Source organism: Archangium gephyra (assembly GCF_042230915.1).
Taxonomy (GTDB): domain Bacteria; phylum Myxococcota; class Myxococcia; order Myxococcales; family Myxococcaceae; genus Archangium; species Archangium gephyra_B.
This window is the reverse complement of the sequence record NZ_CP102578.1, coordinates 3,528,974-3,552,617: the sequence shown is the minus strand read 5'-3', so window position 1 is coordinate 3,552,617 and position 23,644 is coordinate 3,528,974. Positions and strand designations below refer to the sequence as shown.

Here is a 23,644-nt window from a genome sequence, read left to right as displayed (position 1 = left end):
GTTGAAAACTGATCGGGAGCCGATTTTTCGGCTCGGGAGGCGATCCGCAGCGATCTCGGCCACTTGCCAGCACTCCCCGGGAAAGGGGGAGCGGGGGATCAGCGCTTGCGCCGGGAGCGGGCGTCGCGCTGGGGGCACTGGGCCCCATCCTCCACGTAGCTGATCCGCCCCAGGGCGGGCGCCACGAGGGGAGCCTTGCGCGAGCCCCAGCGGGCGATCAGCGCCTCGCGCAGGTTGTGCTCCCGGGCCGTGCCCAGATCGATTCGGCCGGGGGGAACCGAGCCCAGTACGGCGGAGAGCCCCTCGGCGCCCCGGGCGAGGAAGTCCGGCATCACCCCGCGGTAGAGGGCGTCGGGCTTCAGCGGCTTGCCGTTGGCGAGCGTCACGTCCCGCAGCCGGTCCTTGGCCGGGCAGCTCGCCAGCGTCACCTTCAGGCCGGACACCTGGAAGACGGAGGGCCCGCCGCCATAGGCCAGCTCCAGCAGGCGCCGCAGCTCCGCCCCGGTGAGGGTGACGACGGCCACGGTGTTATCGAACGGTAGCACCTTGTAGACGTCCCCATAGGTGGGGGTGCCGGCCACCAGCTCCGCGCGCAGCCCGCCCGGGTTCACCAGGGCGAAGTCCGCGCCCTCCATCTCCCGGAGCTCGTCCGTCAGCACGTCCCCGAGCGCGCTCTCGTCCTCGTAGTTGCGCCACAGCTGCTCGGGCACGGTGACGCCGATCGGCCGGCGCTGCACCTCGTCCACGTGCGCGAGCGCCGAGCCCACCAGCGTCTCGACGGTGGTGTCCGGCACCACGGGCTGCCCCAGGAAGGTGGCGGGCACGAACCGCGCCGAGGCGTCCACGTCCTTCAGCTTGCGCGGATCACACGTTCCACTCTTCTCCTCCACCCGGGCGCACACGGGCACGGCGGACTGGAGGCGGGTGCTGGCGGGCAGCACCTTGCGGCTGACCGGGTCCACGAAGAGCTCCACCAGGCTGAAGGAGCGGCCCAGGCCCGAGGTGGCCAGCACGGGCACGTCCCCGAAGAAGTGGCCCATGGGCTGGTGGGTATGGCCCGCGAAGACGGCGTCCACGGTGCCCGGCGGCAGCGCCTCGACGAAGTCCAGAATCTCATCGTCCTTGCGATCACAGCTCGAGTTGTCACGCGGGTTGGAGAGGTCCGAGCACTTGCCTCCAGCGTGGGCAATGCCCACGACCACCTCGGCGCCCTGGGCGCGCAGGCGCCGGACGGCCTCCAGAGTGGTGGGCACCATGTCCTCGAAACGCAAGGAGGAGACGTGGGCCGGGTTGGCGATGTGCGCGGTGGAGGGGGTGGTGAGGCCCACTACGCCCACCTTCACGCCCTTGAGTGTCACCAGCAGCGTGCCGTCATTGCCGAGCCACGCGGGGTGCTGGCCGGAGGCGGCGTCGCGCACGTTGACGGTGAGCAGCGGGAAGCGGGCCTGGCGGATGCGCGCGGTGAGCGCTCCGAAGGCGTCCTCGCCCGGCCCGGGCACCGAGCGGGGGCCCACCGGCCCGTAGTCGAACTCGTGGTTGCCGAGCGCCGCGGCCGCGTAGCCCAGCTGGTTGTAGAGGTCGATGACGGGGGCACCCTCGGTGAGGTTGGAGGCGAGCGTGCCCTGGAAGAGGTCTCCCGCGTCGAGCAGCAGCACGCCGCCCGGGTTGTCCGCGCGCAGCCGGGCCAGGTAGCCGGCGAAGGCGGCCGCCCCACCCTGCTCCACCTCGAGCCCGCTGGGGAGCGAGGTCTTGTGGGGCATCAGCCAGCCGTGGAAGTCATTGGTGGCCACCAGGGTGAGCCGCACGGGCTCGGCGGGGGCCTGGAGGGCCTGGGTGGAAGGAGAAGAAGCCGGGGAGGACGTCTCCGCGGGACGCGGAGCGCTGGCGCAACCGGCGGCCGCGAGGGCCACCAGCGCGAAGAGGAGTCGGGAGGAATACATGCGGGCGGGGAGTTGAGCCCAGCCGCCTCCCGCAGGCAACCCGCATCAGGCCCCGCGGCGGCGGCGCGAGCGCAGCAGCACGCCCGCCAGCACGAGCAGCACCGAGCCCGGCACGGACACCGAGGAGCAGTAGCAATTGGGGCCCGTCTCGTTGTAGCCCGGCGGCACCTGCGCGCCAGGGCCCGTCGGCGGGAGGTTGTTGGAAGGCCCTCCTCCTCCCCCTCCATCCGCCGTCCCGGCGTCCGGCGTCCCGCCATCGGTGGGGGTGTTGTTCCCCGTGTCCACGACGAGCGGCGTCGCGAACCCGGTGGCAACCGCCTGCCAGGGGACGAGCTTGAAGTTCTCGTTGGCGCCCGGGGTGTTGGCGCTGTCGTGCACGGCCACCAGGCCCAGGGGGAAGCCCGTCCCCTGCGAGCGGTTGGTCACCACCACGTGGCGCGGACGATCCACCGCGTCGATTCCACCGTCCTGGGCGAGGGTGAAACTGCCGCGGAAGGTATGCGCGGAGGGCTCCCGCTCGTAGATGCGCACCGAGCTGGTGCCCCCACTCACCGCCAGCAGGTAGCCCCGGATTCCGGACGCCGTGTAGAGGGCCACGCCTCCCAGGGGCGCGCTGAGCCCTCCCGCGGTGATGTCATCCACCAGCGTCCGGGCATCCCCGGCGTCCGGCTCGGCGCCGTACTGCCAGATGCCGACGCCCTGCTCGACGACGTAGAGCGTGCGCTGCGCATCGTCGACGGCCAGGCCCACCACCGAGTCTCCCACGTCGAAGGTGCGCACCAGGTTGGCCTGGACGCCTCCATCCCCCACCTGGCCGGTGAGCTCGAACTGCGCGATGACGCCCGTGGCACTCCCGGCGAAGGCGAAGAAGCGCCCGGTGGTGGGGCTCACGTACAGGGCCACGCTGTTGGGCACGAAGCCCTGGGTGGTGATGGGCGACAGGCCCGCGCCGCGGAGGTCGAGCGTCGAGGGATCGATGAGGTAGGCCACGAGCGCCTGGAGGCTCGGGTTGGCCACCATCACCAGGGACTGGGAGATGCCCGTCACCTGGACGTTCTCCTGCACGTCCACGCCCGCGGCCACGCCCTCGGAGGACTGCGCCAGCAGCACCGTGCCGTTGGTCCGGTAGAGCAGCAGCCCGACCTGGTTGTCCGCCACGAGGAGCAGGCTGTTGGCCGGATCCGTGGGGTGGACCCAGAGCGCCGCGCCCTGCACCGCGGTTCCGGCGCCGAGCACCGGCTGCGTCTCCAGCGACGGCGACACCTGGAGGGTCTGCTGGGCCCGCGAGGGCAGGCCGGCGAGTAGGACGGCCACGATGAGAAGTGTGCGGAAACGCACGACGGCCTCCTGGGCGGGATTCGAGGCAACGGGTTGGTCACGCCCCCCCGCCCGCGCAAGGAGGGACGGACCGGAGACGTTCACCGGCGAGCGCATCCCCCGAGGCTCCGGTATCCTCGTGGACATGCACACCGGTGAGGGGGACCCCCAGGGACTCGCGGGCGACCGCGGCGAGACGGCACGTCCGGCGTCGGGGGCGGAGGCAGGGCCCTGGTGGAAGGAGCCCGGAAGGGAGCAGTGGCGGACCTTCCTGGCCGCCTGGGTGGGCTGGGTGCTGGATGCCTTCGACTTCACCATCTACCTGCTGGTGATGCCGGAGATGGCGAAGGAGTTCGGCGTCGGCGTGACGGTGCTGGCGGGCTCCATCACGCTCACGCTGCTGGTGCGGCTGGTGGGCGGAGTGGCCGCGGGAGCGATGGCGGACCGGTGGGGCCGCAAGCTGCCGCTGATGCTCTCCATCCTCTGGCTGGCGCTGTGCGACGGCGCGGTGGCGCTGGCGCCCTCCATCACCTGGGTGCTGGTGCTGCGCACGCTCTTCGGCTTCGGCATGGGCGCCGAGTGGACGAGCGGCGCCACGCTGGCCATGGAGAACTGGCCCGAGCGCAGCCGCGGCATCGCCTCGGGCATCCTCCACGGAGGCTGGGCCGTGGGCTACCTGCTGGCGGCGGTGGTGTCCGGCTTCGTGGTGCCGCTGTGGGGCTGGCGGGCGCTCTTCGTCATCGCCGCGGTGCCGGCGCTGCTGGTGCTGCCCATCCGCTACGGGGTGCCGGAGAGCTTCGATCGCGAGAAGGCGATGGCCGAGCGGCGCGCACGGGCCTCGCAGGGGCTCATGGATCCGGTGCTGCTGACGCGGCTGGCGTGGGGCTCGCTGGTGATGGCGTGCAACTTCGGGGGCTACTACGGGCTTACCAGCCTGTACCCGGTGCTGCTGAAGACGCAGCTGGGGATGACGACGCAGGGCGTGTCGGTCCTGGTGACGCTCGTCAACGTGGGCATGCTGCTGGGCACGGCGGTGTGCGGGGCGCTGGCCTCGCGGCTGGGCGTGGCCCGGGCGGTGGCCATCGCCGCCTTCGGCATGCTGCCCTTCCTGCCGCTCTACGTAGGCATGGTGCCCGGGTGGATGTGGCTGGGCGCCTTCGCGGGCGGCTTCTTCGGCGCGGCCCCTCCGGGCATCGCTCCGCTGCTGCTCACCTCGCTCTTCCCGGCGAGCATCCGCGGCAAGTGCGTGGGGCTCGTCTTCCACGTGGGGGCCTTCGTGGCGGCCTTCATCCCGATGGGCATGGCGGCGCTCGTCGAGCACGCCGGCTTCACCCACGGCCAGGTCATCATGACGGTGGGTGGCGTGTGTCTGGTGGCCATGGCCCTGGCGCTCTCCCTGCGCCCGCGGGCCACGCTGGACGAGGCCCCCTCCGAGGCCCCCTCCCCTACGCCGGGTTGAGGGGGCCCCGCTCCACCGCCGCTACTTCGGGACGATGGAGAAGGCGATGTCCCGCATGTCGATGCCGGGCCCCCGGATGCGCAGCTTGCCCTCCACGCGGGTGATGCCCTGGGTGGCCGGGTCCACCTGCGTCACCGCGCCCACCACCTCCGAGGCATCCGCCACGCTGCTGCCGAAGAGCGGCATCGCGAAGGGCTGCATCAACCACCGGTCCCCATCCAGCCGCGCCCAGACCTGCTGCCGCTGCTGGCTCCCCGAGCCCTGGGGAACAACGGTGAGGGTGAGCGTGCCCGGACGGGACACCGCGGCCGCCTCGAGCACGAAGTCCACGGGCGTCACGCCCCCGCGGCCTGGAACCTGGACGGTCATGCGCATCGCCCCCGGCCAGGAGCCAACGGCCGGCTTCGCGACGGTGAACTCGCTCCCGAGCTCGCCCCAGAGCGCGCCTCCAGAGAGGAACGGCAGGCCCGGCAGCACCCGGAAGCGGTAGCGGGCCCCCTGCGCGAGCGGCGCCGCCGGAACGAACGTGAGCCGTCCGCCCTGGACCTCCACCGCGCCGGACACGCGATTGCCGAGCGCGTCCTCCAGCACCACGTACTCCGCCGCTACCTCGGGGGCCGTCTTCCCCTGGGAGTCATCCACCGGGTCCGCGAAGGCCACCGACGGGCGCACGTCCGGGTAGACGCCCTCGGCGCTGTCGATGTCCGGCCAGATGCCCAGGGGCGCCCCACCCTTGGGCGTCAGCTCGCGCAGGAAGGCGAGAAGATCGCCGCGCTCCTCCGCGCTGAGCGGCACCTTCACGTAGTCGATCGCCACGTCCACGGCGGCCTCCAGGCTCCGGGCCTTCGCGCCCACGAAGTAGATGCCGTGGCGGTAGGTGCCCAGCAGGGTGGGGATGTCGGCCGGCTCGCCGGACTTGCCCTGCGCGACATAACCGCGCGACGTGTACAGCGGCGGCACGTGGCAACCCGAGCAGGTGGCCTTGCCCTCGAAGAGCGCCTGTCCGCGCAGGGCGGCCTCCGTATAGCTGCCGTCCAGCCGGGTATGGCCCGTGGCCCTCGGGGCGCCGAGCAGCGAGCCCAGGAAGGACTGGAGGCCGAGCGCCTCCTCGGGCGTGGCCGGACGCGACACGATGGACGCGGGCCCCTGGTAGCCGAAGTTGCCGGAGCTGGAGACGTAGGCGCCCCACTCCAACGGCGTGGTGGCGTCCAGCAGTTGCAGCGGTCGGACGTTGTGCCAGATGGACGGTCCGAAGCGCCACACCATGCCATCGTTCTGCGCCTCCACGTGGCAGCTGGAGCAGGAGTGGTTCGCCGCGAAGCCCGCACCGGGCCGGGTGAAGACGCGCTCGCCGAGCGCCACGTTCGCGGGACGCGGATCCTCCGCGAGCTTCACCTTCTGGAACACCGTCCCGTCCGCGCGCAGCACCCAGAGCTCGAAGCTCTGGAAGCAGTGGACCGCCACCGTGCCGGCGGCGTCCAACGCCACGAGCTGCCGGGCCCCCGCGCCCACCGGGACTCGGGCCTTCTCGGCGAGCGTGTTCCGGTCGAGCGCCACCACCAGGTCAGAGGACTCGGAGGAGACCCAGAGCGTGTCCCCCACCGCGAGCACCCCGGCGGGATTGACCACGGGGCCGCCGGAGCCGGACTGGCGCGTCAGGTCCGCGCGCCGCAGCACCTGGCCGTAACCGGGCCGCCCCGCGTCCGCGCCCACCACCACCACCTCGTGCACGAAGGGCTTCGCCGTGGCGTCCGCCTGCGAGGGCTCGGGGTCTCCATCGGTCGCGGCGACGTACAGCTCGGCACCATCCGCGGAGAGCGCCAGGGCGCGCAGATCGGCGGAGACACTGTCGACGATGGAGGCCGTCGTCAGCGTCGCCGTGTCGACGATCCAGATGTCCTTGTCATCTCCCGGCCCGTACGTGCCGCGCGTGTCCTTGAATCGGTTGCCGGAGCGGTACGAGGCCACGAAGAGCCGCTGGCCGTCGGGTGAGAGGGCCAGGGCACGCGGATCGAACCCCACCTCCACGCGCGCCACGACCTCGCGCAACGAGAGGTCCACCACCGCCACCTGGCGCTGCGTGGCCAGCGACACGTACAGCCGCCGCCCATCCGGCGAGAGCGCCAGGCCGGAGGGCTCGTCCCCCACCCAGAGGGAGTCCACGAGCACGCCACGCGCCCTGTCGATGAAGCCCACGGTGTCGCTGCCGCGGTGGGCGACGAGGACGTAGGGCAGCGGCTCGCGCCACGCCAGCGCCGAGGGCCACTCGCCCACGGTCACCTCCGCGAACGTGCGCCAATACGTGCCGTCCACCTTCGCAAGGCGGCTCACCGTGTAGGACGGGCCGTTGGCGGTCCACAACTCCTCCCCGACGCGCACCACACCGGAGAGGGGCGTGAGGTAGTGATTGCGGAAGCGCTCGGCCGGAGAGCGGGCCACGACGTGGAGCGGCACCTCGGAGTTGCGCAGCTCGCCCAGGCGGAAGACGTAGTCGCCGGGCACGTCGGGGGTGAAACGCGGCTCGGGAGCGCCCCGCGTGTAGGCCGTGTTGCGGCTGGCCTCGGGCGCGGAGACGACCCGCCACTCCAAGGTGGAGGGACACTGCGCGTCCTGCTTCAGCCGCGGCAGGTAGAAGGTCTCGCCCAGGGTGTGGGAGCGCGGATTCTGCAGCGGGAGCGGCGCCTCGGTGCAGACGGGCTCCGGGCTCGGCGCCGGTTCGTCACGGCACGCACTGGCCGACAGCAGCAGCACCGACGCGGAACAGAGGAGAAGGAAACGATTGGCTCGCATGGAGCCCCGGCATAGAGGCCCCTCCCCTCACGGAGCAACCCCCCAGCGCGAGGACGGAGCCCGTCCGCTAGGATGTCCCCCATGTCGCGAATGTTGAGAATGACGACGTGGGAGCAGGTGCGGGCCGAGCTCGATGCGCTGGAGCGCGCGGAGGGAGCCTCGGTGCCCGGCCCCTGGACGCTGCCGCAGGTGCTTCACCACTGCGCCCAGAGCATTGACTGCTCGCTCGACGGCTACCCGAGGCTGCGCTCGGCCCTGTTCCGCGCGACGATCGGCCGCATCGCGAAGCGGAAGTTCCTCTCGCAGCGCTTCATGTCCCATGGCCTCGACGCGGCCATCCCCGGCGCGCCCGCGCTGGAGGACACGGGCCTCGCTCCGGCCGTGGCACGCCTCCGTCAGGCCATCGCCCGCTTCGAAGCGGCCGACGCTTCCGCCCTGAAGCCGCACCTCGCCTACGGAGCCTGCGACAAGCGCGAGTACGAGGCGCTGCACGCCATGCACCTCGCGGATCATCTGTGCGCGGTGCAACTGTCAGCGAGTACACGCGCGGCGTGAGCCTGGCGGCACGGTGCGCGCGTCCCCGGGGGTGTCAGGGGCGGTGGTAGGCTGGACGGCATGGCCAGCAACATGTCGTGCATCGGCATCACCGCGAGGGACGCGCAGGACTTCGGGCGCCGCATGTCGTTGCTCCTGGAACGCAGCGAGCCCGCGGGAAAGTGGGGAGGCCACGAGCTGCGCGTCTGGTCGGATGCGAGCGGTGCCAGCGTCAGCTTCGTGCTGTCGGAGGACGGGGTGGAGTGCGCCACCCCGGGCTTCCGCGCCCGCTCGCGGCTCTATGCGCGCGCGACGCGGTTCGCTAGTGATCCGGATTGCCGTTTCTGCGACCCGCTGCTCGTGGAGATCGTGGACGCGAAGGGCGAGCTCTTCTACCCGCTGGCCACGCAGCTCGATGACCTCCTGCTCACGCGCGAGCGGGTGAACGAGGGCGCCCTGCTCGAGCTGGGCCTGTGCGCCTTCGCCCGTGGCATCGAGGTCTGGGCGAACGAGGCGGCCTTCGCCACCGCGCAGGCGGACGAGGAGTTGAAGTTCGCCGCCGAGTCCCTCATCCCCTCGGGCCTGTTCTCGCCGGAGGGAGAGGAGGGGCCCGAGGCGGCCGAGGCCTTCCTGACGGGCCGGGTGTTGGAGGCCGGGCTGAGGGAGAACCTCGCCACCGGGGAGACGTTCCAGCACGCCATCGTCCAGACACTGGGAGGGAGCTACGACGTGCTCGCCTCGCCCCGGGAACTGCCAGCCCCGCTGGAGTCCGGAAACATCATCCAGGGCGAGTTCTGGCTGGTGGGGAGGGTGATGTCGGGCCTCGCCGAGGCGCCTCGCCCCGGGCTGCCGCACCGGCTCGTCCGCGCCTGAGCCTGAGCGGCCCTTACGCGCCGAGCAGCGCGGTCCAGTCCCCGCGCAGGTACGCGTCCAGCGGCAGCTTGCGGCCGAGCCGGTGGTCCGTGACGAGGCCATCCTGGCACCGAACGGTGCGCACCTTGTCTCCGCGCTGGCCGCTGCCCACCTGGCTGCGCCGCTCCGCGTTGGCCGCCCGGGCCGAGCCCTCCTGCCGGGCCTGGAGGAGCCGTGCGCGCAGCACCCGCAGCGCCGTGTCACGGTTGCGGTGCTGGCTGCGCTCGGACTCGCAGCGGACGGTGAGTCCCGAGGACAGGTGCGTGAGGACGACGGCGCTCTCCGTCTTGTTGCGGTGCTGGCCGCCGGGCCCGCTGCCGCGGCTGGTGCGCCACTCCAGCTCGGAGGGAGGAATCACGAGCGCGGAGTCCTCGGGCTCCTGGAGGACGGCCACCGTCACCGTGCTGGTGTGCACGCGGCCGCGCTTCTCGTTGGGAGGGACTCGCTGCCATCGGTGCCCGCCGGGCTCGTGCTGGAAGACGCGGGCCGCCTCCACCCCGGTGGCCCGGAAGACGATGAAGCCTGGGCGCTCCTCGAGCACCTCGAGGCTAAAGGCCCCTCCGCGCCCCCAGCTTCGTATAGAGGGTCCACTGCGCTCGCACGAGGAGCCGGGCGTCGTCGCCCCCCTCGGCCGCCCGGAGTTCCACGATGACCGCGGTCATCGTGTGTCCTGTTGGTCTGCTCAGCGGGAGGGATTTCCCGCAGGCCTCTGGACGGCACCGCACGGGGAGCCTGACGGACCTGGCCCGACGAGCAGAAATGCCTGCCTGGCCTCGTCTACTCGTAGTCGACTACGAGCAGTGTAGGACAAAGAACGACATCACTCATAGTCGACTACGAGTGATGCTCACCTTCAGGCGGTGCGAAGTAGCTTCTTTGCTTGGCTGCGGGAGGAGCGGGCACGTGAAGACGGGAAGCTTGGAGATACGCACCGCACGTCCGGAGGATTACCCCGAGGTGAGCGAGCTGCTGGTGAACGTCTACGTCGGCGAGGTCCTGGTGGCCGAGTGCATCCACCGCGCGCAACCTGGGCTGCCAGCCCACGAATCGTCTACACGCTGGAGCTGCCTCAGGGAGCGAGCTCCACCCGTCCTCGCGCGAACCACTGAACGGCGTAGTCGTCCGCGAAGCTCTCCGCGCGCCGCACGCGTCCCCTGCTCCGAGCCCCTCGCCAGGAATCCACGAGGTGCCCGACTTCGTGGAGCAGCAGGTGCTCGAGATAGAAGCGGCGCAGCCCCTCCGCGGTGAAGCACAGGAAGTGGCCTCGCTCGTCGGAGACGAGCGTCGGAGCCCAGGGCCGGTAGAAGCGCAGGATGGCGGGGGGGACGGACTGGCGCCCGAAGTACAGCAACCGGTCCACCGGCCAGGGGTACAGGATGATGGCGGCGACCCCGCTGCCCCGGACGAACTCGGCGAAAGGGACGTTGCCCTCATCGTAGGCCCGCGTGGAAACGCGCCGGAACCAGACATGGGTCAGTCTCTCGACATGGGACGCGGGCAACTGCGCCAGGACCGTCCGGACCTCATCCGGCGTCACTGGAAAGAAGAAGGCTCGCGACGGGTTGTCACAGCGAAAGATGGGGACGGCCTGCCCTGGCGCGGGGGCCTGGAGCGAGTGCGCACGGCCGTGGAGCCCCTCCGTCAGCTTCGGCCAGCGGCGCCCACCATGGACCACGCCCGCGCGGCGGCTCTTCCTCCAGGGTGTCGAGACACGCGGCGCCATAGTGCTCCTTTCGAAACCCGCGAGACCATCATCGGCGCAGCGGCGCCACCTCGAAGCCAATCTCGGAAGGCGCCATTCCTGACTTCCCACGCCTCGGGCGGAGAAGCTTTGAGAACTCCTACCGAAACTGGCTTTAAACCCTAATCCGATCGCGAGCGACAATTTCGAAGCGCTCAATTTCAAGCACTAGCGCGCTCGCGGCATCGTTCATTGCGCGGATTCCCTCTCGCGTAGTCTCAGTCATGCCCTCCCGCCGATCCCGGTCAGTGAGGGGCGAGCCAATCCCCATGTTGCGGGCGTCGGCGAAGATGCGCTCACTCACCAACTCAACGAAGTGAGAGGTCGCAGTCATCAGCCGCCCGAACGCCTCCTGAACCTGAGGATCGTGGAAGCGGTGCGCCACCCCGACCCAGTCATCGACCATGTTGTGCAGAGGCGAGAGGGTCTTGATGGGAAACTGGTTTCCGAAATTGTGACGAGCGAGGAACGTCTGGAGGCTGGGCGACAGTAATGCGCGTACCTCACCCAATAGCTTGACGTCGTGAGGATGTGGCTCGGCTGGTGCCGCTGGCATGATCGCGTGTTGGAATTCAGGACTCTGCAGGATTGTCCGTATCGCCTTCTCAAAGTTCTTGGCGAGGTCGTCGCGTGCCTTGCCCCGTTCAGCGTCGTCGGCACCTTCGGGGCAAGAGTACTTGATGGGATGGCGCAGATGCAGAAGGTCGAAGGGCAGCGTCTCAGCGCTGGGCGCGCCATGAGCGATGTTCATCACTGGGACCATGCGCCCATGGCCAAGACTCTTCAGCGCGTAGCCGTATTCGATGAGAACGTTTGGGTTGGGCGTTGGTCTCCCGTCCTGTCTTGCGCCAACAAAGGTCAGGTCGGGCACGAAAATAGCCGCCGCATCGATCTTTTTTAGGATCGTCTCAACAATAGGCGGCGAGCCCGGGACGTTCTGGGTGTCCTTGTCGACTGCCAGTTCGCGGACCGCCTCCTCCAGCGTCGTATCGGCGGCGATTTTCCGAAGGGCGCGCTTGAGAGCCCCTTCGATCAGGTTGCGGCCTTCTGTCTGCCGCGTATCCAACTGCCAGGAAAAGAAGATGGTGTGCGTCATCGGCGCCCAGCTCAGTAGAAAGGATTTGAGCCCCGGCCGCCGCTCTCCGCAGTCCAAGGCGGTTTATTGTAAGAAGACCCTGGAGCAAGAGCACGTCACCAGGGCCAAGTTCATCGAAGTGAGACCACCAAGATGCCGCTGAGTTACCGCCGCAGCGCCTCCTCGTAGGCCGCGAGCGTCTCGTCCGCGCAGCGCGCCCAGGTGAACAGGGCCGCCTGCCGCTTCCCCTCCTCCGCCCAGCGCCGCCGCTCGGTGTCCGAGCGCAGCAACCGGTCCATCGCCTCCGCCAACCCTTCCGCGTCGTCCGGCCGCACCGCCAGCGCCCCCTGCCCGCACACCTCCGGCGTCGCCCCTGTCGTGGACACGATGGCCGGCGTCCCCAGCCGCATCGCCTCCAGCGGCGGCAGCCCGAAGCCCTCGTACTTCGACGGGAACGCGAACACCGCCGCCCGCCGCATCAGCTCGAAGAACATCGCCTCGGACTGGTACCCCAGCGAGCGGATGTCATGCCCCTCCGAGCGCATGCGCGCCACGCGCGACTCCACCGCCCCCGAGCCGAACCAGCTCTGCCCCGCCATCACCAGCGCCGCCGGCCGCCCCCGCGCCTTCAGCCGCTCGAGCGCGTCCAGCACCAGGCTCACGTTCTTGCGCACGTCCAGCGAGCCCGCGTACAGCACGTACCGCTCCGGCAGCGACAACGTGCGCAGGGAGGCCTTGGTGGTGGCATCCGGCACATGGCGGTCCACGTGATCCACCCCGTTGTAGACCACCGACACCTTGCCCTCGGCCTCGGGGTGGCGCGCCAGCAGATCATCCCGGGTGCACGCGCTCACGCAGAGGATGCGGTCCGCCACCCGGACACTCCGGGCCAGCCACAGGCGGAACTGCCAGCGATACGCCCGCGACACCGTCTCGGGCATCAGCAGGGGAATCAGGTCGTGAACGGTGACGACGTACGCCTTGCCGGGCGTGCGCACCAGCGGGAGGTTGAAGTTGCCCAGCGCGTGGTACAGCCGCGCCTCCGAGCCCCTCAGCACCTGGGGAAGCCGGCCCAGCACGTAGGCGGTGCGTCCCAGGTGACCTCTCGGGTCCTCCCCCGAAATCCGGGCACCCAACCGCTCCAGGCGCACGCCCCTTGCTTCCAGGCCCTCGGCCAGACAGCGGGTGTAGAGACCAATGCCCGTGGTGGGCTCGTCCCAGAGACTCGCATCGAAAGCGACAGGACTGGTTGACACGGTGCGCCTCATAGCACGGTGCTGTGATAGGCAGGGTGCCCCTATGGCGGTCCATCAGCTGATTCCGAGCTTCGTGGCGGGCGACGCCACCGGACAGGCGGCGCTGCACCTGCAGTTCCTGCTGCGCCGGCTGGGCCACTCCGGCGAGCTCTACGCGGGCGAGGTCGGAGCGGGCCTGGAGTCCCTGGCGCACCCCGTCTCGGCGCTGCGCCCCGGCCCGGACGATCTCGTCCTCTACCACCACGGCATCGCCTCGCCGCTGAGCAGCCGGCTGCTGCACCTGCCCTGCCGCCGGGGCATCGTCTTCCACAACATCAGCCCCGCGCGCTACTACACGGGCACTCCGCTGGCCGAGGCGCTCCTCACGGGGCGGGCGCAGCTGGCAGCCATGGCCCCGTTCGTGGACGTGGCCATCGGCGTGTCGGACTACAACTGCGCCGAGCTGCGCGAGGCCGGCTACCGCAACGTCCACACCGTCCCGCTCTTCGTCGAGCCCCAGCGCTTCTCCGAGTCCAACGCGGACAAGGCGCTGCTGGGGCGGCTGGCCGGGACGGGCCCGGTGGTGCTCTCGGTGAGCCGGGTGGCGCCGCACAAGCGCTTCGAGGACCTGCTGGCGCTGCACGCGGAGCTGCTCCGGCTGCGGCCCGAGGCGCGCCTGCTGGTGGTGGGCGGCTACGAGCCGGGCAGCCGCTACTTCAAGTCGCTCCAGCACAGGGCGCGCGAGCTGTCCGGGGTGCACTTCCTCGGGAGGCTCAACCACGCGGAGCTGGTGGCCGCGTACCGCACGGCCGACGTCTTCGTCTCCATGAGCGAGCACGAGGGCTTCGGCGTCCCGCTCATCGAGGCCATGGCCGCCGAGGTGCCGGTGCTGGCCTACGCGGCGGCGGCCGTGCCCGAGACACTCGGGGGCGCGGGCATCGCCTTCGACCAGAAGCGCTTCGCCTTCCTCGCCGAGCTGGTGGTGGACATGTGCGAGGACGCGGCCCTGCGCGAGCGCCTGCTGGCGGGCCAGGCCCGGCGGCTGAAGGACTTCTCCCCCGAGGCGAGTCAGAAGGCGCTCGCGAAGGCCCTGGGCGAGCACAAGCGCCCCCGGCGCCGCGCTCCGCCGACGAGGAAGAAGCCCCGGGTGGGCGTGGTGGTGCAGCGCTACGGCGAGGTGACGGGCGGTGCCGAGCGCCACGCGCAGCAGGTGGTGGAGCAACTGGCGCCGCACTGGGACCTGACGGTGCTCACCACGTGCGCGAAGAACCACCTCACCTGGGAGAACGTCTTCCCGCCGGGCGAGGAGCAGGACGCGCACGTGGAGGGCGTGAAGGTGCTGCGCTTCCCGGTGACGCGGGTGCGGAACATCCGTCCCTTCAACGCGCTGTCCAAGCAGGTCTTCGACAAACCCAACGAGCGGCTGCGCGAGGAGCACTGGGTGGCCGAGCAGGGCCCGCTGGCCCCCGGCCTCCTGGAACACCTGGACGCGCACGGGGCGGACTACGACGGCTTCCTCTTCTTCACCTACCTGTACGCGCCCACCGTGTGGGGCCTGCCCATGGTGGCGGACCGCGCGCTGATCGTCCCCACGGCGCACGATGAGCCGCCCATCCGCTTCGGCGTGTACGCGGACGTCTTCGAGCGCCCGCGGGCCCTCATGTGCAACACGCCCGAGGAGGTGGAGCTCATCGGCCGGTACTACCCGGACCATGCGCCCGCGCGGGTGGTGGGCGTGGGGGTGGACGTGCCGGCGAAGGTGGACCCCCAGCGCTTCCGCGAGCAGTACGGCGTGCGCAACCCGTACCTGCTCTACGTGGGGCGGCTGGAGGCCGGCAAGGGCATCCCCGAGCTGCTCGCGCACCACCGGGAGCTGCGCGCGCGCTTCCACGACGCGCCGGACCTGGTGCTCGCGGGCGAGGCGCACATGGACCTGCGTGGCGAGGGCGTGCGCCACGTGGGCCGCATCAGCGAGCAGGACAAGTACGACGCGCTGGCCGGGGCGCTGGCGGTGGCGGTGCCCTCGCGCTTCGAGAGCCTCTCGCTGCTCACGCTGGAGGCCTTCGCCTCGGGCACGCCGGTGCTGGTCAACGGGCACTCGGAGGTGCTGGTGGGCCAGGTGGAGCGCAGCCGCGCGGGCCGGACGTACACGGACCTGGAGTCCTTCATCACGGGCCTGCGCGAGGTGGGCGAGCAGCGCGCGGTGATGAGCCGGCGCGCGAAGACGTACGCCGCGAAGTACACGTGGCCCCGGGTGGTGGACGCCTACCGGGAAGAGATGGAAAGCATCCTCAGGGAGAAGAGCCGATGAAACTGATGGGACGGGACATCCCCGCACGCGAGCTGCTCGCGCGCATCGAGGATCGCCTGCGCACGAGGGGCCTGCCCACCTCCGAGCCGGCGGACGTGCCCGAGGAGGGTGTGGAGCCGCGGGTGGATCCCCTCTCCTTCAACCTCCAGGCGCTGGAGGAGAACGCGGACGCCACGCGCGCGCTGCCGCTGCACACCCACCGGGGTGGCGCGGGCCAGCTGGTGCTGGTGGCCAAGTGGGCCTTCCGCAAGACGTGCCAGGTGTTCATCAACGAGGCGCTCGGCCGCCAGCGCGTCTTCAACGGCCACGTGCGCGACTCGTACGCGCAGCTGTCCGCCGAGGTGATCCGCCTGCGCGCCGAGGTGGAGACCCTGCGTGCCGCCCAGGCGGCCTCCCAGCCCCAGCCGCCACCCGCCGAGGCTCCGGCGCGCCCGCGGCGCACGGCGAAGCATTCGAAGGCCTCGGACGAGCGGTAGCCCCCCCTTCCCACCCCCTGGAAGCGTGCTAGAGAGGGCCCTCCCCGAGGACCCCGTCCGCGTACCGGGGGGGATGCACCCATGCTCAACAACAAGAAGATCTGCGTCGTGATGCCCGGCTACAACGCCGAGCACACCGTGAAGAAGACCTACGAGGAGATTCCCAAGGACATCGTGGACGATGTGATCCTCGTCGACGACAGCTCCAGCGACCGGACGGCCGAGGTCGCGCGCTCGCTGGGAATCCACACCGTCGTGCACCCGAAGAACCGGGGCTACGGCGGCAACCAGAAGACCTGCTACACCGAGGCCCTCCGGCGCGGCGCGGACATCGTGGTGATGGTCCACCCGGACTATCAGTACACCCCCAGGCTCATCCCCGCGATGGCCTCGGTCATCAGCAGCGGCATCTACGATGTGGCGCTGGGCTCGCGCATCCTCGGCAACACGGCGCTCACGGGCGGCATGCCGCTCTACAAGTTCGTGGCCAACCGCTTCCTGACGGCGGTGGAGAACATCCTCGTCGACCAGAAGCTGAGCGAGTACCACACCGGCTACCGGGCCTTCTCGCGCGAGGTGCTGCTCAGCCTGCCGCTCGAGGAGAACGATGACGGCTTCGTGTTCGACAACCAGATGCTGGTGCAGGCCATCCGCTTCGGCTTCCGCATCGGCGAGGTGAGCTGCCCCACGCGCTACGAGGAGCAGTCGTCCTCCATCGGCTTCATGAAGAGCGTGCGCTACGGCTTCGGGGTGCTGGAGGCCGCGGCCCAGTACCGGATGATGAAGCTGGGGCTCATGCACCCCCGCTTCCTCGCCGAGAATGGGCGCAGGTTGCAGCTGGATCTCACGTGACGTCCAGCACCCAGCCCCTCGAAGCCACGCCGGCGGCCTCGGCCCCGGCGCACCCCGGCGTCACGCTCCTGGCCTCCGGGCGGGAGCGGGCCCACCTCGCGCCGCTGCTGTCGGTGGCGGCCGTGCTGCTGGGATACGCGGTCCAGTTCGCCAACGGCGCCCGCCATCCCGACTCGATGGCCCTGCTGACGGTGACGCTGGTGGCCTCGCTGCTGGCCGTGGTGCTGCCGGATCCCCGGCACGCGCGGCTCGTCCAGTGGGCCGAGCGGGTGACGATCCTGCTGCTGGGCATCGGGCTGATCGGCCAGTTCATCTTCCTGGCCACCAGCTCGCCCGCCGTGTACCTGCGCCCGGGCCGCAATGGCTTCACGTCCTTCCTGACGGGCATCGCGGTGGCGGCGGTACTGGCCGGGGCGGGGCTGGGTGGCAAGCCCTGGCTGGGGAGGCTGCGGCTGCCCCTGCTGGTGGGCGTGCACGTCGCGCTGGGCACGTGGATCATCCACTACTCGCCCAACCCGTTCATCGACGTCTACACGTTCCACGTCGAGGCCTTCCGGGCGCTCGGCGAGGGCATCAACCCCTTCGCCATCACCATGCCGAACATCTACGGGCACGAGCAGTTCTACGGGCCCGGGCTGGTGGTGAATGGGCGGCTCCAGGTGGGCTTCCCCTACCCGCCCTTCAGCCTGATGTTGTCCTGGGTGGGGCACCTGCTGTTCGGGGACTACCGCTACACCAACCTGGCGGCGATGGGTCTGGCCGCGCTGTTGATGGGCTCGTGCCGCCCGGGCCAGTGGGCCCAGGTCGCCGCCGTGGTCTTCCTCTTCACGCCGCGGACCTTCTTCGTGCTCGAGCAGGGCTGGACGGACGCGTACGTGGCGCTGCTCGTGGCGGCCACCGTCTGGAGCGCGTGCCGGGCCCCCCGCCTGCTGCCGGTGGCGCTGGGTCTGCTCTTCGCCGTGAAGCACTACATGCTGCTCGCCGCCCCACTCGTCGTGCTGCTGTACCCGGGCCCCCAGCCGTGGCGCGAGACGATCCGCACGCTCGTGAAGGCGGCGGTGGTCGCGGCGGTGGTGACGCTGCCCTTCGCCGTGCTGGATCCGGTGGCCCTCTACAATGACCTGATGGGCTTCCAGATGCGCCAGCCCTTCCGCATGGACGCGCTCAGCTACCTGGCCTGGTGGGCCGCCCGCACGGGCCAGCAGCCGCCCTCGTGGCTCGGCTTCGCGATGGTGCTGCCCGCCCTCGGGCTCTCGCTCTGGCGCGCGCCCCGGACGCCCGCCGGCTTCGCCGCCGCGATGGCCATGACCTTCACGGTCTTCTTCGCCTTCAGCAAACAGGCGTTCTGCAACTACTACTACTTCATCATCGCCACCCTGTGCTCGGCGGTCGCGGCATGGACTCCTCCTCTCCCGGAACCGCTCCCGGAACAGCGGACCGCGCCGTGATGGCACCGGGCCCCGAAGGCACCCCGGGGCCCGGCACGCGGCAGGTGCTCGTGACGGGAGCACTGCTGGCGGCGGCCACGCTGCTGTTCCGCCTCCCGGTGTTCCTCAACGCCGAGGCGCTCGACTCGGACATCACCGTCGTCGGCCTGCAGGCCTGGCACCTGGCGCGCGGGGAGTTCTCCCTGATGCTGTGGGGGACGGACTACCAGGGCATCACCGCGCCCCTGGCCGCGTTGCTCGTCGAGACGCTGCTGCCCGTGCGCCCCTCGCTGGCCCTGGCCCTGTCGTCGGTGCTCGGGCACGTGGTGCTGGTGCTCGCCCTCTTCGGGGTGCTGAGGCGCGTGCTGCCCCTGTCGCTGGCGGCGCTCGGCTCGGGCTGCGTCGCGGTGTGCCCCGAGCCGCTCAACTACCTCACCTACAGCGCCTTCCGGATCTGGTCCTTCACGCTGGTGTTCCTGGCGCTCTACCTCGCCGAGCGCGCCGCGCGAGCCACCCGCCCCTGGAAGCACGTGCTGCTGGCCGGGCTCGCGGGCGTGGCGGTGGGGCTGGGCTACTACTCGGACCTCTTCGCCCTCCAACTCCTGCCGGGACTGGTGCTGTACCTGCTGTGGTGGACGTGGGGAGCGGCCCGGCCGCGGTGGCTCGCCCTGGGCGCCGTGCTGGCTGGCTACGCGGTGGGCAGCATTCCCCGCCTGCTCGCCGCCATGAAGCCGCCCCAGCTCAGCGAGATCTCCACCTCCAACATGAAGCGCGTCTGGCCCCTCTTCTGGGAGCAGTGCCTGCCCTACGTCACTGGGGCCAAGCTGTTCGCCTCGGCCACCGGGTTCGATCGGCCGGAGCTGCGGCCCTCGGGGCTCGGCTTCGTGCTGGTGGTGCTGGGACTGGGCGCCTTCCTGCTGCTCGTGCTCGTGGGTGGCCTCATCGCCCTGCTCCCGGTGGCGGACAGGACCGCCCGGCGGCTCGCGTGGTGCGGCGCGGGCTGGATGGGGGTGTCGCTCATCGGCTTCGTCTTCACCAACCGGGCCGTGGACATGATGAGCGCGCGCTACCTCGTCCCCGTGCTGCTCGGCTTTCCGCTGGTGGCGGCCCCGGTGCTCGACAGGCTCGTGCGCCAAGGCAGGACGAGGCCCGCCATGGCCCTGCTCCTGCTCGTGGTGGCGCACTTCGGGGTGGCCGGGTGGCGAGGCTATGGCGGCTGGCTGGAGGGCGGCCTTCCGCACGTGACGTCCTACGGGAGCGGAGCGGACGAGCGGGCGCTGCTCGCGGCGCTCCAGCAGCGAGGCGTGGAGGCTGCCACCGGAGACTACTGGGTCGCCTACCGGCTTACCTTCCTGTGGGAGGAGCGGATCCCCGTGCCGCCGTCCTATGGAACGGAGCGGTATGGCCCGTACCGGCAGCGGCTAGCCTCGTCCCGGAAGACGGCGTTGATCTTCCTCTCCTACATCCCGGGGAGCCCGTTCCGCGTGCCCGAGCCGTGGGAAGCGCGCTTCCGCCACGAGGGGCGCCGCTTCGAGCGGCTCACGTTTGGCCCCTATACGGCGCTCGTCCTCGACTGATCCCTGCCCCGGAAAAGGACGCCGGATGCCCGGGCAGGCAGGCGGAAACCCCGTAGGGCCGGGCATCACAGGCCGGTCGAAGCGGATCCAGTAGAACGACTGATCGAGTCTGCTTGATTTCCAGCCGTCGGGCCGCGAAATAGGGCCCGCTGGGCGGCCGTTTTTCCCTGGTTGCCTTCTAACACTCCTAGTGACATGCGCCCCTTGACCGCTCTCCCTTCCAACGACGGCCCCTCGCTGACCCTCGGCATCCCCGGCTTCGGCTTCGAGGATCTGTACCGCCCCCGCGGCCTGCGGCGCCTGGCCGAGCGCTTCGACGAGCAGCTCGCCGCCGACGAGCCCGAGCTCTTCAAGGCCTTCGAGGCCTACCGGAAGTCCGGGGGCGAGAGCCTCACCGGCCCGGCCGAGTCCGATCTGCTCATCCGCGTGTCGCGGCACGTGTCGGCCTTCATCACCCGGCTGTTCGGCCTGGAGACGGACACGGACCGGCTGGCGCGCCACCTCAAGGGCGAGCTGCCGCTCTTCGACTTCAAGCGCGAGTTCATCTCCCGCCGGGTCTTCAAGAAGGGCGCGGCGGACCGGCCGTCGCTCGCCGAGTACCCCTCGCTGGACGCGCGGATGCGGCTGATGCTGTCGCTCGCCTTCCCCGAGGCGCTCGCCAGTGACGACGTGGAGCGCGCGCTGGCCGAGTCCATCCTCACGCTGATGGACCTGGAGCGGCTCTTCTCCAACACCTCCGGCAACCTGCCGCCGCTGACGCCCGAGCAGGGCGAGGCGCTGCGGGCGAAGTGGACGGGCATCCGCACCGCGCTGCTGTCCGAGGCCGAGGGCAAGGAGGCCTTTGGCTCCAGCCTGGTGACGCACGGGGACGACGCGGCCGAGCTGCAGTCGGTGCGCAACCTGCTGGCGCTGGCGGACCGCTGGACGTACGCCCGCGCGCTGCACCCGGAGATGAAGGAGCTGTTCCACAAGTGGGCCACGCACCGGGTGCCCAAGCCCCTGGTGTTCGACCAGCTGGTGCAGCTGGAGCGTCCGGACGAGAAGCTGCCGGAAATGACGCAGGGCTCGGACCACCACCTGCGCTACCGCGACGGCTTCAAGCTGACGGACCCGCGGGGCACGCCGCGCGAGGTGATGGGCGAGGTGGACTACTGCGTCATCTGCCACGAGCGCGAGAAGGACTCGTGCTCCACGGGCTTCAAGGCGAAGGACGCGGTGGCCGAGGGCCACAGCTTCAAGAAGAACCCGCTGGGCATTCCGCTCACCGGCTGCCCGCTGGACGAGCGCATCTCCGAGGCGCACGCGCTCAAGCGCGAGGGCAACTCGCTGGCGTCGCTGGCGGTGGTGATGGTGGACAACCCGATGTGCCCGGGCACCGGCCACCGCATCTGCAACGACTGCATGAAGGCCTGCATCTTCCAGAAGCAGGAGCCGGTGAACATCCCCATGGTGGAGACGGCCGCCCTCACGGACGTGCTCAACCTGCCCTGGGGCTTTGAAATCTACGGCCTGCTCACGCGCTGGAACCCGCTGAACGTGCGCCGTCCGTACGCGCTGCCGTACGTGGGCCGCAACGTGCTGGTGGTGGGCCTGGGGCCCGCGGGCTACACGCTCTCGCACTACCTGCTCAACGAGGGCTTCGGCGTCACGGGCATCGACGGCCTGAAGATCGAGCCCTTCGAGGACGAGCTGGTGGGCCGCAACGGCAAGGCGATGAGGCCCATCCGTGACTGGAAGGCGCTCACGCGCGAGCTGGACGAGCGGATCCTCGAGGGCTTCGGCGGCGTGTCCGAGTACGGAATCACCGTGCGCTGGGATAAGAACTTCCTCACGCTGATGCACCTGACGCTGGAGCGGCGGCAGAACCTGCGCATCTACGGCGGCATCCGCTTCGGTGGCACGCTGACCATCGAGGACGCGTGGCAGATGGGCTTCGACCACATCGCCATCGCGGCGGGGGCGGGCAAGCCCACCATCATCGGGATGAAGAACAACCTCATCCGGGGCATCCGCAAGGCGAGCGACTTCCTCATGTCGCTGCAGCTCACGGGCGCCTTCAAGCGCGACTCGCTGGCCAACCTCCAGGTGCAGCTGCCGGCCATCGTCATCGGCGGCGGTCTGACGGGCATCGATACGGCCACGGAGCTGCTGGCCTACTACCCGGTGCAGGTGGAGAAGACGCTCGAGCGCCACGAGAAGCTGGTGGCCGAGCTGGGCGAGGAGGCGGTGCTGGCGCGCCTGGATGCCGAGGAGAAGGTGACGTACCAGACCTTCCTGGAGCACGGCCGGGCGGTGCGCGCCGAGCGGCAGACGGCGCAGGACGAGGGCCGGGCACCGGACTTCATCCGGCTGGTGCGCAGCTGGGGTGGCGTGAGCCTGGTGTACCGCCGGGGCCTCACGGAGTCGCCGGCCTACCGCCTCAACCACGAGGAAGTGGCGAAGGCGCTGGAGGAAGGCATCCGCTTCATCGAGCGCATGAGCCCGGTGGAGGCGCTGCCGGACGAGAAGGGCGCGGTGAAGGGCATCCGCTTCGAGCGCATGGTGACGAAGGACGGCAAGCTGCGCGGCAGCGGCGAGTTCTTCGAGCTGCCGGCGCGCACGGTGTGCGTGGCGGCGGGCACGGCGCCCAACGTGACGTACGAGAAGGAGTACCCGGGCACGTTCGAGCTGGACGAGAACGGCGAGTACTTCAAGAGCTACGAGCTGGCGGAGCAGGCGGACGGCTTCGGGCTGGCGCCGGTGGAGCCGGTGGAGGACATCGCGGCGAAGGTGGGCTTCTTCACCTCGTACCGGAAGGACGGGCACCTCATCTCGTACTTCGGCGACAACCACCCGACGTACGCGGGCAACGTGGTGAAGGCCATGGCGAGCGCGAAGGACGGCTACCCCGAGGTGGCGCGTCTGTACGCGAAGGAAGTGGAGGCCATGGACTTCCACGACGAGCTGGCGCAGGCGCGGCGTGACGAGAAGCTCGCGGCGCACTTCGGGGCACTGGACGAGGCCTTCCTGGCGACGGTGGTGACGGTGAACCGGCTGACGCCGACCATCGTGGAGGTGGTGGTGAAGGCGCCGTTCGCGGCGAAGCACTTCGAGCCGGGCCAGTTCTACCGGCTGCAGAACTTCGAGCGCAGCGCGCCGGTGGTGGACGGGGTGCGCCTGACGATGGAGGGCCTGGCCCTCACGGGCGCATGGGTGGACAAGGAGAAGGGGCTGATGGGCACCATCGTGTTGGAGATGGGCTCCTCGTCCCGGCTGTGCGCGGCGCTCAAGCCGGGCGAGCCGGTGGTGGTGATGGGCCCCACGGGTGCGCCGACGGAGATCGGCCACAACGAGACGGTGTTGCTGGTGGGCGGAGGCCTGGGCAACGCGGTGCTCTTCTCCATCGCGCGTTCGCTCAAGGCGGCCGGGTGCAAGGTGGCCTACTTCGCCGGCTTCCGTCAGCGCGCGGACGTCTTCAAGCGCGAGGAGATCGAGGCGGCCACGGACCAGGTGGTGTGGTCGGTGGACGCCGGGGATCTCATCGAGGCGCGGCGGCCGCAGGACACGTCATTCCGGGGCAACGTGGTGCAGGCGATGCTGGCCTACGCCAAGGGTGAGCTGGGCGTGGAGCCGGTGGCGTCCTTCAAGGACGTGCAGCGGATCATCGCGATCGGCTCGGACCGGATGATGAGGGCGGTGCAGGAGGCGCGGCACGGGGTGCTGCAGCCGTACCTGAACCCCGAGCACGAGGCGATCGGCTCCATCAACTCGCCGATGCAGTGCATGATGAAGGAGATCTGCGCGCAGTGCCTCCAGAGGCACGTGGATCCGCGAACGGGCAAGGAGACGTGGGTGTTCTCCTGCTTCAACCAGGATCAGCGGCTGGACCAGGTGGACTTCGTGAACCTGAACCAGCGCCTGCGGGGCAACACGGTGTTGGAGAAGGTGGCGGACCTGTACCTGGCGCAGCTGCTCAAGAAGGTGCCGGGCCTGCGCCGGGTCTGATCACCCCATCTGTA

General features: G+C 70.4%; 16 protein-coding genes. 9 read left to right on the top strand and 7 right to left on the bottom strand.

Annotated elements, in window-relative coordinates; genetic code table 11:
• Positions 1-98: 98 nt before the first annotated feature.
• Positions 99-1,940 carry a bifunctional metallophosphatase/5'-nucleotidase gene (locus tag NR798_RS14285; protein WP_375772015.1) on the bottom strand — a complete coding sequence of 614 codons (1,842 nt, stop codon included), beginning with the start codon at positions 1,938-1,940 and terminating at the stop codon, positions 99-101.
• Positions 1,941-1,985: 45 nt separating this feature from the next.
• Positions 1,986-3,278 (bottom strand): myxosortase-dependent phytase-like phosphatase, encoded by a 1,293-nt coding sequence (locus tag NR798_RS14280; RefSeq protein WP_375772014.1) that lies wholly within the window; start codon positions 3,276-3,278, stop codon positions 1,986-1,988.
• A 124-nt stretch (positions 3,279-3,402) separates the two neighbouring features.
• On the opposite strand from NR798_RS14280, the gene NR798_RS14275 reads away from it, so the two are divergent.
• Positions 3,403-4,716, top strand: a complete 1,314-nt coding sequence (locus NR798_RS14275) for an MFS transporter (RefSeq protein WP_375772013.1) — start codon at positions 3,403-3,405, stop codon at positions 4,714-4,716.
• A gap of 21 nt (positions 4,717-4,737) precedes the next feature.
• On the opposite strand, the gene NR798_RS14270 is transcribed toward NR798_RS14275, so the two are convergent.
• Positions 4,738-7,506: a hypothetical protein gene (locus tag NR798_RS14270; RefSeq protein ID WP_375772012.1), complete on the bottom strand. Its 2,769-nt coding sequence runs from the start codon at positions 7,504-7,506 to the stop codon at positions 4,738-4,740.
• Between the two features lie 81 nt (positions 7,507-7,587).
• Between NR798_RS14270 and NR798_RS14265 the strand changes: the two genes are divergently transcribed.
• On the top strand, positions 7,588-8,061 hold the full coding sequence (locus tag NR798_RS14265; protein ID WP_375772011.1) for a DUF1569 domain-containing protein: 474 nt from the start codon (positions 7,588-7,590) through the stop codon (positions 8,059-8,061).
• Between the two features lie 348 nt (positions 8,062-8,409).
• Positions 8,410-8,913, top strand: a complete 504-nt coding sequence (locus NR798_RS14260; protein WP_375772010.1) for a hypothetical protein — start codon at positions 8,410-8,412, stop codon at positions 8,911-8,913.
• 13 nt (positions 8,914-8,926) lie between these two features.
• Here the strand turns inward: NR798_RS14260 and NR798_RS14255 are convergent, their stop codons facing one another.
• The 4 genes from NR798_RS14255 to NR798_RS14240 form a co-directional block, all read right to left on the bottom strand.
• On the bottom strand, positions 8,927-9,493 hold the full coding sequence (locus NR798_RS14255; RefSeq protein WP_375772009.1) for a peptide chain release factor-like protein: 567 nt from the start codon (positions 9,491-9,493) through the stop codon (positions 8,927-8,929).
• A gap of 528 nt (positions 9,494-10,021) precedes the next feature.
• Positions 10,022-10,627 carry a hypothetical protein gene (locus tag NR798_RS14250; RefSeq protein WP_375772008.1) on the bottom strand — a complete coding sequence of 202 codons (606 nt, stop codon included), beginning with the start codon at positions 10,625-10,627 and terminating at the stop codon, positions 10,022-10,024.
• 181 nt (positions 10,628-10,808) lie between these two features.
• Entirely contained in the window at positions 10,809-11,789 is a 981-nt protein-coding gene (locus tag NR798_RS14245) for a hypothetical protein (RefSeq protein ID WP_375772007.1), read from the bottom strand.
• Between the two features lie 143 nt (positions 11,790-11,932).
• Complete coding sequence (locus NR798_RS14240) at positions 11,933-13,024, bottom strand: glycosyltransferase family 4 protein (RefSeq protein ID WP_375772006.1); 1,092 nt, start codon at positions 13,022-13,024, stop codon at positions 11,933-11,935.
• Between the two features lie 43 nt (positions 13,025-13,067).
• Here NR798_RS14240 and NR798_RS14235 point away from each other — a divergent pair, with 43 nt between their 5' ends.
• From NR798_RS14235 to NR798_RS14210, 6 genes are all read left to right on the top strand, one after another.
• A complete protein-coding gene (locus NR798_RS14235) occupies positions 13,068-15,314 on the top strand; it encodes a glycosyltransferase family 4 protein (protein ID WP_375772005.1) in 2,247 nt (748 codons plus the stop codon).
• The gene (locus tag NR798_RS14230) at positions 15,311-15,790 is read left to right on the top strand and encodes a hypothetical protein (RefSeq protein ID WP_375772004.1); all 480 of its coding nucleotides are present in this window, start codon (positions 15,311-15,313) and stop codon (positions 15,788-15,790) included. The genes NR798_RS14235 and NR798_RS14230 overlap by 4 nt, the downstream gene beginning before the upstream one ends.
• An 81-nt stretch (positions 15,791-15,871) precedes the next feature.
• Positions 15,872-16,642 (top strand): glycosyltransferase family 2 protein, encoded by a 771-nt coding sequence (locus NR798_RS14225; protein ID WP_375772003.1) that lies wholly within the window; start codon positions 15,872-15,874, stop codon positions 16,640-16,642.
• Positions 16,639-18,090: a hypothetical protein gene (locus tag NR798_RS14220; RefSeq protein WP_375772002.1), complete on the top strand. Its 1,452-nt coding sequence runs from the start codon at positions 16,639-16,641 to the stop codon at positions 18,088-18,090. Before NR798_RS14225 ends, NR798_RS14220 begins: the two co-directional genes overlap by 4 nt.
• Entirely contained in the window at positions 18,087-19,646 is a 1,560-nt protein-coding gene (locus NR798_RS14215) for a hypothetical protein (RefSeq protein WP_375772001.1), read from the top strand. The genes NR798_RS14220 and NR798_RS14215 overlap by 4 nt, the downstream gene beginning before the upstream one ends.
• Positions 19,647-19,841: 195 nt before the next feature.
• Positions 19,842-23,630, top strand: coding sequence for an FAD-dependent oxidoreductase (locus NR798_RS14210; protein ID WP_375772000.1), 3,789 nt, complete (start codon positions 19,842-19,844; stop codon positions 23,628-23,630).
• Positions 23,631-23,644 lie beyond the last annotated feature (14 nt).

Bases quoted from the DNA above. Each gene is read 5' to 3' on its own strand.
- NR798_RS14285 (WP_375772015.1), bottom strand. From the start codon at position 1,940: ATGTATTCCTCCCGACTCCTCTTCGCGCTGGTGGCCCTCGCGGCCGCC.
- NR798_RS14275 (WP_375772013.1), top strand. From the start codon at position 3,403: ATGCACACCGGTGAGGGGGACCCCCAGGGACTCGCGGGCGACCGCGGC.
- NR798_RS14270 (WP_375772012.1), bottom strand. From the start codon at position 7,506: ATGCGAGCCAATCGTTTCCTTCTCCTCTGTTCCGCGTCGGTGCTGCTG.
- NR798_RS14265 (WP_375772011.1), top strand. From the start codon at position 7,588: ATGTCGCGAATGTTGAGAATGACGACGTGGGAGCAGGTGCGGGCCGAG.
- NR798_RS14245 (WP_375772007.1), bottom strand. From the start codon at position 11,789: ATGACGCACACCATCTTCTTTTCCTGGCAGTTGGATACGCGGCAGACA.
- NR798_RS14235 (WP_375772005.1), top strand. From the start codon at position 13,068: ATGGCGGTCCATCAGCTGATTCCGAGCTTCGTGGCGGGCGACGCCACC.
- NR798_RS14230 (WP_375772004.1), top strand. From the start codon at position 15,311: ATGAAACTGATGGGACGGGACATCCCCGCACGCGAGCTGCTCGCGCGC.
- NR798_RS14225 (WP_375772003.1), top strand. From the start codon at position 15,872: ATGCTCAACAACAAGAAGATCTGCGTCGTGATGCCCGGCTACAACGCC.
- NR798_RS14210 (WP_375772000.1), top strand. From the start codon at position 19,842: ATGCGCCCCTTGACCGCTCTCCCTTCCAACGACGGCCCCTCGCTGACC.